Genomic DNA, 8,663 nt, shown 5'->3' with positions numbered 1-8,663 from the left:
TTTGACATATCAGGGACTATTCCATTTCATCGTCCAACAAAATGGGTGCAGTACAGCGGTGAAAACCCGGGTGGTGAGAACCCGGGAGGAGAAAGCCCCGGCAGCGGCAAGCCAGGGATTTTCCAGACCGTGGCAAAGAGCAGCAACCAGTGGAATACCGCCGGCGCGCTCTCCACGCTCACGCAAAGCGGCCCGTAGCTGGCGCTGTATAACTCGCTACTGGTGCTGAGCGCACCGGAAGCGCGCGAGGCGTTTAACCAGCTGTCCGGAGAAGTTTATCCGTCAATGCAATCCAACCTGATAGCCGGCAGCACGCAGGTGTTTAACGTGTTAAACCAGCGTATGCAGCGCGCGTTTGATAACGACAGCCTGCCGATACCACCGTTAGCGATGTCGCTGGTGCAGCAGCCGGAGCCGCAAAACAATGGCGTCTGGGGCCAGACCTTCAGCTCCTGGAGCCGAAACAGCGGCGACGGTAACGTGGGCAAGCTGGACGGCAACACCACCGGTTTCCTGCTGGGGGCAGATCGTAAGCTGGCGGATCATAACGTACGTGTCGGTGGTTACTTCGGCTACAGCCGCGGTGATTACGACGTCGACAGCCGTCGTTCCTCAACAGATACCGACAACTATCACCTCGGCCTGTATGCAGCGGGTCAACAGGATGCGTTCTCCCTTCGCGGCGCACTGGGTTACACCTGGCACAAGATCGAAGGCGAGCGCAATGTTGATTTCAGCGGCTTCTCGGATCGGCTGAAGTCTGATTACGACGCCAACTCGCTGCTGGCGTTCACCGAAGCGGGCTACCGCTTCGGCCAGCCAGAGATGAATGTCGAGCCCTTTGTTAACCTCTCCTGGATTCGACTGCATACCGACAGTTTCAGGGAGGACGGCGGTGCCGCCGCGCTGAGCGTACGTAACGAAACGATGAACACCTTCTATTCCACCCTCGGGGTGCGCGGTGTGACCGGGTTGCCGAAGAACGTTAACCTCTACGGTTCGTTGGGCTGGCAGCACGCCTATGGCGATAAGAATACCTCTTCGCGTATGGCATTTGCGGGCAGCGACGCGTTCATTACCCAGGGTCAGGCCGTGGATGAGGACGTGATGGTGGGTGATATCGGCGTGAGCGTACAACTGTCGCGTGCTGCGACGCTGGATGTGGGCTATCAGGGGCAATATGGTGCCGATACCCGCGTCAACTCGGTTAACGCTAATCTGCGCTGGTCGTTCTGATTGATATCAACGCTGAAGTGCCGGGTTGCGCTACGTCGACCCGGCCTTCGTGGCGGTTTTTTTTGGCCTATGACCCAATCAGGGATCGTTCCCATCTCCATCCAGCAGTTTGTTTTTAAAGATAAACAAACACGCCTCGTTAAAATTCTCCGCCCCCAGTCGTTCAGAGAGCGCCATTCGCGTCCGGTAGAGGCTTTTAATCGAGGTGTTCAGTTCCTCCGCCACCTCTTCCATCGACATGCCCGCCCTAAGCAACCGCAGCATAATCGCTTCATGGGTACTCAACCGTAAGTTAAGCAGCCATTTGGTCGTCAGGCGCCTGCCTTTCATATTCAGCACCAGATTAAACAACGACGCCATGTCAGCCACCGGAAGCGCAGTATTCATAAACATCCTCATGCTGAGCTGATTCTCCTCCCGGTGCCGCATATCGAGCATGACGCAGCCGATTGTTTTTCTCGTTCTGGCCGGATGGCGTATCAGATAATCATACAGACGGAGCGGTGAACGGCTGTCAATCAGCACAGAATATTCATCTGCACTGTTATCAAATATCTTTCTGTCAATCGAGTCCAGCAGGATAATATCCGGAAAAAATATCCTCATTCCTCTGACGAGGTAGCGATCCTGTGTCACTAACACTATTGAAGTTGCCACTAACCATCCCTTTTAGATTAAAGCAAGAACGACCCTTCAGAAAGAAGACGCCTTCGTTTTATAGCGCTTTTACATGAACGATAAATGTATTCTGGCTTTGATCATCCCTCGACACGCACATTGATTTGTAAGACTTCCCATAGACTATCACTCAATGTCTGCTATTAATTATAAGTAAAAAACAATCGCAGAAAAGTCACCTCTCAAGATATTAAGAATTTTTGTCACGAAACTTCCCAAACATGCACCAGAAAGTACTTTTATTTATGCACCAAAGCCGCATTAAAAATATAAACAAAAACGTCACAATAAAAATAAATACATTATATATCAACGCATTACAAATATAGACTCCGTTAAAAATAATCATAAAAATCACCCGGATACAGAATTATCTCAAAACAACAACCCGGCTTTTCAACATATTTATCCGTCAACATATCAGGTGTACATTACCTTTCACCGGTCCATAACGATAAGGATCCATAATTACCTTTAAGTAAGTACCTCATAACGTAACTGCATTCACATTTTACGCTCTCATTTATGGCCTTTAACGCTACGTATAAAGGCGGCCGTGTTGCGCAATGGATTTATGATAAACAAATGGCAAATAGATATGGAAAGATCACTTCGCTTCAATACTTTATTCTTTTACCGCGTTCCAAAATTATTGTGTCTGCTATTACTGTTTCCCATTCTGGTTCAGGCTGCCGAATCCGTATATGAACAACAGATTCAGCAGGCGCGCAATGGTAATTACACTTCGTTTCTCCATTACCTGCAGCGTTATCAACAACAGCATGCTCTGACGCCAGAACAAGTGGCAGACTGGCTGCAGGTTGCCTCCTGGGCGGGACGCGATGATGAGGTTATTGAGGTGTGGTTGCGTTATCACGTTTATATGCCCCTGCCCGCCCGGGGAGTGGCCGCAGCCGCGCAATCCAGGAGAAATCAAAAGCAGTGGCAATCTGCGCTCGCGCTCTGGAAGCAGGCCTGTAGCCTTGCACCGGAGAACGACGACTACCGTATCGGGTATATCAAAACCCTGGCCGATGCCCGCATGGATCGGCTGGCCCTGCAGGAAGCGCAAAAACGGGTAACAGCGCACCCCAGCCAGATAAACCTTGAGACGCTCGCCTATGTGTACTTACGCCAGGGGAAAAGCTGGGATCGTCTATTAGCGGACACCCGCGCCCTGAAGAGCGCCCCCGAGTATCACGTACTGCTCAGGGCGCTCGTCGACGCCCTGAACGATAACCGGGTCAGTACGCCTGCCCTGCGGCTGTCACAGGGGATTTCTCTGCCGCCCGCACAACGGCGCCAGCTTGAACTTAACGCCGCCGCCGAACAGGTACGCCTTGCCGATGCGCCTGGGCGGACGGAAAAAGAGCGCCTGCGTCTCGCGCAAGCCGCACTGAATCGCTATGACGCCCTGCTTGCCCGCTGGCAACACGACCCGCAGGCGGCAGAAGATATCATTCGCGCCCGCGTCGACCGCCTTGGCGCGCTGTATGCGCATGGTGATTACCCGCAGGCGATCGCTGAATATCGCGCGCTGACGTCAGCTCACCATCCGGTGCCGGGCTGGGCAATCGGCTGGGTGATCTCTGCGTATCTGCAGGAGCAAAACGCCGATGCAGCCCTGGCACTCCTGCAAAAGTACCCTGACTATGCGCGTAACCCGCAGGATGAAGAACATCAGCTTTTCTATGCATATCTGGACACCGGTCAGTATCAGGCCGCCCGTCACTATCTTGCGCAGATAACCCGCAACGTTCCCTGGGCTCGCTACGATTACGGCTCGCCAACCGCCCAGCCCAACGATCAATGGCTTATCGGCCAGTCGCTCACGTTTCAGTATTTGCTGGCAACCCATGCCCTGCCGCAAGCAGAAGCCGTGGCGCACCGTCTGGCTGCCACGGCACCCGGCAACCAGGGGCTACAGATTGATTATGCCGCCCTGCTTCAGGCTCGTGGCCTGCCACGGGCGGCAGAGCAAAAGCTCAAAATGGCGGAGGTACTGGAGCCGTCAAATACAGAGCTGGAGCAGCAGCAGGCTTACGTCGCGATGGATCTGCAGGAGTGGCGACAAATGGAACTTCTGACCGACGACGTGCTCGCCCGTGCGCCACGTGACCGCAGCGTCCAGCGCCTGGACAGGCTCAGGAATGTGCATCATATGTCTGAACTGCGTCTGAACGCAGGCAAGGGATTGCACTCCGACAACCCGGTCAGCGGGACACACGATCTGAACTGGGACGCCACGCTCTATGGCCCACCAGTCGCTGATAACTGGCGACTGTTTGGCGGCACCCGCTTTGCCGAGGGCAATTTTGACGAAGGCAAAGGCACCAGCCGCCATCTGGTCGGCGGCGTCGAATGGCGATCACGGGATATCTGGCTTGAAGCGGAGCTCTCCGGCAACCGTTATCACGGCACCCACACACCTGGCGCTCGCCTCTCCGGTCAGTACAGCCTGAACGATCGCTGGCAATCTGGCGGCAGCCTTGAACGGCTGTCACGCACCACGCCGTTGCGGGCGTTACGCAATGGGATCCGTGCAGACCGCGCAGAAGGCTGGGTGCGCTGGTATCAGAACGAGCGTCGTGAGTACCAGCTCAGCGCCGCCATCAGCCATTTTTCCGACCATAACCGCCGACAGGAGTACACCCTCACCGGCAAGGAGCGGCTCTGGCAAACGCCGACCCTGACGTTGGATCTTGAACCGGGCATCTCCGCCAGCGCGAATAGCCAGCGGGATACGCTCTATTACAACCCCGAGCGGGATCTGTCCGCGACGGCTGCGTTGTCCGTCGATCATCAGCTGTACCGCTATTACGACACCCTCTGGAGCCAGCAACTGGTCGCCGGAGCCGGAGGATACTGGCAGAAAAATCAGTCTGCTGGCGCCATCACCCTGCTCGGCTACGGGCAACGCGTTCAATGGAACAACGTCGTGGATACCGGCGTGATGTTGAACTGGGATAAGCGCCCTTACGACGGCAAACGAGAAAGCAATCTCGCCGTCACTTTCGATGCGACTTTACGGTTTTAAGGATGAATATGTTGAACATTCGTTTTCCTGTGGGCCTGCTCATCATCGGCTGGTTATGCCTCAGCGCGAGCGTCTGTGCCCAGGCTATTTCGTTTATTTCGCCCAACGAGAGACCTCAGCCGGAAGCCAGTAAACCCTGGCCGAAGAATCACTTTCTCGTGCTGGCCTATCACGATGTGGAAGATGACGCCGCCGATCAGCGCTATCTCTCCGTGCGGACCAGCGCCTTAAACGAGCAGATAAGCTGGCTTGTGCATAACGGGTATAACGCCATCAGCGTGCAGGATATTCTGGATGCCCACGACGGTAAAAAAACGCTGCCGCCAAAGGCCTTTCTGCTCAGTTTTGATGACGGCTACAGCAGTTTTTATACCCGCGTCTGGCCGTTGATCCAGGCCTGGAATGTGCCGGCGCTGTGGGCCCCGGTAGGCAGTTGGGTGGATACGCCAGCACATCAAAACGTGAATTTTGGCGGTTTGATGACACCCCGGGACCGTTTCGCGACGTGGGACATGGTGCGCGAGTTAAGCCAGTCCCCGCTGATTGAGATCGGCTCGCATACCTGGGCTTCGCATTACGGTATACCGGCCAATCCACAGGGAAGCCGCGAACCGGCTATTGCCAGCCGCTTTTACGATAACGCGACAGGGCGTTACGAAACTGACCAGCAGTTCAGCCAGCGCATCGGCGATGACGTGCGGAAAGTCACCGAAAAAATCGCGCAGGTGACGGGCAAAGCGCCGCGTGCCTGGGTGTGGCCCTACGGTGCTGCCAACGGCACGTCGCTCGCCATTGCCAGACAGCAGGGTTATCAGCTGGCCTTTACCCTTGAGGACGGGCTGGCAGATGTGCGTCACCTCGACAACATCCCGCGCCTGTTAATCTCCGGGAATCCCTCGCTTAAAGCCTTTGCCAGCAGCATCGCGCAGATTCAGGAGACCGACCCTGTGCGCGTGATGCATGTCGATCTGGATTACGTTTATGACCCCGATCCGGCTCAGCAGACCAAAAACATCAACACGCTGATCCAGCGGGTCTACGACATGAAAATCAGCCATGTTTTCCTGCAGGCATTTTCCGATCCCCTCGGCAACGGTACGATTAACGCGCTCTACTTCCCCAACCGTCGGCTGCCCGTGCGTGCCGATCTCTTTAACTTTGTCGCCTGGCAACTGCAAACCCGCGCGGGCGTAAAAGTCTACGCGTGGATGCCGGTTCTCTCGTTCGATCTCTCCCCTGCACTGCCGCGTGTGCAGCGTCGGGATCGGCAAACGGGCCAGGTACGCGTCGCCACCGAGCCCTATACCCGGCTTTCGCCGTGGGATCCGCAGGTTCGACAGCAGGTGACCGAAATCTATGAAGATCTGGCCCGCTATGCCAGCTTCAATGGGATCTTGTTCCATGACGATGCGGTGCTGACGGATCAGGATGATGCCGGGCAGCAGACAACGCGCCAGAAAAGCCAGACGCTAATCGGGTTTACCCACGCCCTGAGCCTGGCGGTGAAGCATATCCGCGGTCCGCAGATAAAAACCGCGCGCAATATGTTCGCCCTGCCGATCCTCGACCCGGCGAGCGAGGCGTGGTTTGCGCAGAATCTTGATGACTTCCTGGCGGAGTATGACTGGACGGTGCCGATGGCCATGCCGCTGATGGAGTCCGTCCCGGCAGACGAGAGCAACGCCTGGCTAACGCGCCTGGTTAAGACCATTGCCACTCGCCCCGGCGCGCTAAATAAAACCATTTTTGAGCTGCAGGCCCGTGACTGGGCGCAGACACCGCAACGCGCCGTACCCGATAGTCGCCTGGCGGAGTGGATGCGCGTGCTCCAGCTTAACGGCAGCAAACATTACGGTTACTACCCCGACGATTTCATCCATAACCAACCTGATCTTTCCCGTATCAGGCCTGAATTCTCTTCGTACTGGTATCCTGACAATGACTGATCGCCTTATCGCCTTCTCAATTTTATGCCTGGTATTTGGGTTGCCATTAGGCGTGGCCGCCCTCTTTACCGGCGAACTGATTCTGGATTTTGTCTTCTTCTGGCCCCTGTTCATGTCCGTATTCTGGATCACCGGGGGGCTCTATTTCTGGTTTCAGCTTGAACGACACTGGTCATGGAACAGAAAAACGCCCGCCCCGACGTTAGAGGGCGATCCGTTAATCTCGATCCTCATTCCCTGTTTCAATGAGGAACGCAACGCCCGGGAGACGATCGGTGCCGCGCTGGCCCAGCGTTACCCGAATATCGAGGTCACCGCCATCAACGATGGTTCTTCCGATAACACCGCGCAGGTGCTGCAACAGCTGGCGCAGGAGCAGCCGCGTCTGCGCGTCATTCATCTGGCGGAGAATCAGGGGAAAGCCGTGGCGCTGAAAGCGGGCGCAGCGGCGGCCCGGGGAGACCTTCTGGTCTGTATTGATGGCGATGCCCTGCTCGATCGCGATACCGCCGCTTATCTGGTTGCCCCGCTGATCCACTCCCCCCACGTGGGCGCCGTGACCGGGAACCCGCGTATTCGCACGCGCTCCACGTTGATTGGCCGCATTCAGGTGGGCGAATTCTCCTCCATCGTAGGGCTCATCAAACGCACGCAGCGGATCTATGGCCGGGTCTTTACCGTCTCTGGCGTCATCGCGGCCTTTCGCCGTCAGGCGCTGGCGGACGTGGGATACTGGAGCCCGGATATGATCACCGAAGATATCGACATCAGCTGGAAGCTTCAGCTTCGCCACTGGGATATTTTTTTCGAGCCGCGCGCGCTGTGCTGGATCCTGATGCCGGAGACGCTAAAAGGGCTGTGGAAACAGCGCCTGCGCTGGGCTCAGGGCGGCGCGGAGGTGTTTCTGGTCAATCTTCGCAAGATCGTGCGCTGGGAGCATCATCGCATGTGGCCGCTGTTTTTAGAGTACGCCCTGTCAACGCTGTGGGCGTTTGCGTATGCGGTGACGGTGCTGTTATTTATCATCAGCACCCTCACGCCGCTTCCTGCCAACCTGACCGTCACGAGCCTGTTCCCGCCGGAATTCACCGGGCTCCTGCTGGGGGTGATGTGCCTGCTGCAGTTCCTCGTCAGTTTGTATATCGAGCGACGCTATGAACGTAACGTGGCGAGTTCGCTTTTCTGGATCATCTGGTTTCCGATGGTGTACTGGATGATCGGCCTGTTCACCACCCTCGTCGCCTTCCCAAAGGTCATGCTTAAACGCCAGCGCTCACGCGCGCGCTGGATCAGTCCGGACAGAGGTAAAGGGAGCATTCAATGAACGAAAACACGTTAATCCTGACTGAACATCGGCTGGTGCCCCGGCTGTTTGATGCAGCGTTAACCCTGCTGGCCTGGGGAGGATTTCTCTTTTTCCTCTATGCCAACCTGTGGATGCAGATAACCAACGAGAGCGACTACCGCTGGGGCGTGATTATTGCCTCCTTTAAGACGGTGCTGATCTATTTACTGATCGCCGCGCTAAACGGCTGGCTGCTGATCCTGTGGTATCAATATAATCGCCGCCGCGCGCATGCAAGACGACATCACCGCCCTGCAACGCTTAAGCACGACGAGCTGGCCCGCAGCTTTAACGTGACGCCGCAAATCATCTCAGAGATGAGCCAGTACAATTTGCTGACGGTCTATCATGACCAGATCGGTCGCATTATTGATTTGAAAATCAGTCAGCAGGACGAGGAATAAACCTCAGGCATCCGCAG

Annotated in this window: 5 protein-coding genes and 1 pseudogene; 5 read left to right on the top strand and 1 reads right to left on the bottom strand. The window is 56.0% G+C overall.

From position 1 onward, the window contains the following. Window positions 1-1,236, top strand: a pseudogene (locus tag HX884_RS07000) (autotransporter domain-containing protein); the annotation flags it as partial. 78 nt (window positions 1,237-1,314) lie between these two features. Here the strand turns inward: HX884_RS07000 and HX884_RS06995 are convergent. Further along, window positions 1,315-1,842, bottom strand: a complete 528-nt coding sequence (locus tag HX884_RS06995) for a LuxR C-terminal-related transcriptional regulator (protein ID WP_178327901.1) — start codon at window positions 1,840-1,842, stop codon at window positions 1,315-1,317. Window positions 1,843-2,512: 670 nt separating this feature from the next. On the opposite strand from HX884_RS06995, the gene pgaA reads away from it, so the two are divergent. The 4 genes from pgaA to pgaD are packed head-to-tail and all read left to right on the top strand — an operon-like array spanning window position 2,513 to window position 8,646. After that, the gene (gene pgaA / locus HX884_RS06990; RefSeq protein ID WP_178327900.1) at window positions 2,513-4,951 is read left to right on the top strand and encodes a poly-beta-1,6 N-acetyl-D-glucosamine export porin PgaA; all 2,439 of its coding nucleotides are present in this window, start codon (window positions 2,513-2,515) and stop codon (window positions 4,949-4,951) included. 8 nt (window positions 4,952-4,959) lie between these two features. After that, the gene (pgaB, locus tag HX884_RS06985; RefSeq protein ID WP_178327899.1) at window positions 4,960-6,897 is read left to right on the top strand and encodes a poly-beta-1,6-N-acetyl-D-glucosamine N-deacetylase PgaB; all 1,938 of its coding nucleotides are present in this window, start codon (window positions 4,960-4,962) and stop codon (window positions 6,895-6,897) included. Next, entirely contained in the window at window positions 6,890-8,221 is a 1,332-nt protein-coding gene (pgaC, locus tag HX884_RS06980; protein WP_178327898.1) for a poly-beta-1,6-N-acetyl-D-glucosamine synthase, read from the top strand. Before pgaB ends, pgaC begins: the two co-directional genes overlap by 8 nt. After that, a complete protein-coding gene (gene pgaD, locus HX884_RS06975; RefSeq protein WP_038420574.1) occupies window positions 8,218-8,646 on the top strand; it encodes a poly-beta-1,6-N-acetyl-D-glucosamine biosynthesis protein PgaD in 429 nt (142 codons plus the stop codon). The genes pgaC and pgaD overlap by 4 nt, the downstream gene beginning before the upstream one ends. Window positions 8,647-8,663 lie beyond the last annotated feature (17 nt).

It is taken from the genome of Enterobacter sp. SECR19-1250 (assembly GCF_013391025.1).
Classification (GTDB): domain Bacteria; phylum Pseudomonadota; class Gammaproteobacteria; order Enterobacterales; family Enterobacteriaceae; genus Enterobacter; species Enterobacter cloacae.
This window is presented reverse-complemented; position numbering and strand designations above follow the sequence as displayed.

Coding starts and splice junctions, on each gene's coding strand:
- HX884_RS06995 (WP_178327901.1), bottom strand. CDS start 1,842: ATGAGGATATTTTTTCCGGATATTATCCTGCTGGACTCGATTGACAGA.
- pgaA (WP_178327900.1), top strand. CDS start 2,513: ATGGAAAGATCACTTCGCTTCAATACTTTATTCTTTTACCGCGTTCCA.
- pgaB (WP_178327899.1), top strand. CDS start 4,960: ATGTTGAACATTCGTTTTCCTGTGGGCCTGCTCATCATCGGCTGGTTA.
- pgaC (WP_178327898.1), top strand. CDS start 6,890: ATGACTGATCGCCTTATCGCCTTCTCAATTTTATGCCTGGTATTTGGG.
- pgaD (WP_038420574.1), top strand. CDS start 8,218: ATGAACGAAAACACGTTAATCCTGACTGAACATCGGCTGGTGCCCCGG.